This is a genomic window from Micromonospora sp. NPDC092111 (genome assembly GCF_044755745.1).
Taxonomy (GTDB): Bacteria; Actinomycetota; Actinomycetes; order Mycobacteriales; family Micromonosporaceae; genus Micromonospora.
This window is the reverse complement of the sequence record NZ_JBIVRQ010000048.1, coordinates 1-1,067: the sequence shown is the minus strand read 5'-3', so window position 1 is coordinate 1,067 and position 1,067 is coordinate 1. Positions and strand designations below refer to the sequence as shown.

Below are 1,067 nucleotides of genomic sequence, written 5' to 3'. Positions count from 1 at the left end.
ACAACGAAGGCCACGTCACCCTCGACGAAAAAACCACCATCACCAACAACGACCCCACCAACTGCGCCGGCACCGTCAAAGACTGCTTCAACTGAGGCACCACATAACCGAGGGGGTCCCTTTCCGCCGCGCGACGGCGGGAAGGGGCTCCCCTCCCCCGTCGTGTCGCGCTGCCTCCCTTTGGGTGCGTTTGTTGCTGCCATGGCGACAACAGATGCACCCGAAGCGGCGGAGCCCCTGCTGTAACCCGTTCCGGTGGCGACATGTGCGCCCTGTTCGGTGGCATAAATCCGTTTTGGCAGCCTGACCCCTGACCCCTGACCCCTGACCCTGACCCCTGACCAGGACAGGGCAGGCCAGGACAGCGTCGGGTCGGGTCGGGTCGGGTCGGGTCGGGTCGGGTCGGGTCGGGTCGATTGTCGGGGTCACTTCGGCGCCGTACGGCCCGCGCGCCACGATGCGGGGCCCTCGGACCCGGCCGCGCGCTTTGCGCCCCACGATGCTTCTTCGCCATCCGTGGCACCGCTGCGGCACTGCCGTCCGCCGTGCTGCGGCTGCACCGCCCACATCCCCAATGTGGGCTTTTTTCGTATAAGCGCACGAGGTGAAGAAGCTTCCCATACGGTGTTCTTCAGCAGCTACAACCGATTTGTAGCGCAGGCCGCCTCGCCGTGGCGAAGCGACCTTGACGGGTACAAGGAGAGGGCAGAGAGCTCCGATGTCCAACTACCTTCGTAATAACGATGACGCCAGCCGTGAGACGACCTCCCCGATCCGTCGTCGTCGGCTCTGGCTCGCCGCCGGAGTCATGGGCCTGACCGGAGCGGTCAGCCTCGCCGGCGTGGCCTACGCGACCACCGGGGCCACCGGTCCCCACCGGCTCGCCGACGTGAAGTGGGCGACCGCCCAGCAGCTCACCAAGGACGACGCCCCGGACGACCAGAACGGTGACAAGGACCGGGGTGACAAGGACCGGGACGAGCACGGTCGGGTGCGGGAGGTGCCCTGTGACGACGAGAAGTTGATCGAGGCCGTCGACCTGGCCAACCGTGACCACGGCGGCACGT

The 1,067-nt window shown here is 66.9% G+C and carries 1 pseudogene; it reads left to right on the top strand.

The annotated features are described in order from the left end of the window. Positions 1 to 718 precede the first annotated feature (718 nt). Positions 719 to 1,067 (top strand): annotated as a pseudogene (locus ACIQG9_RS29830) (hypothetical protein); the annotation flags it as partial.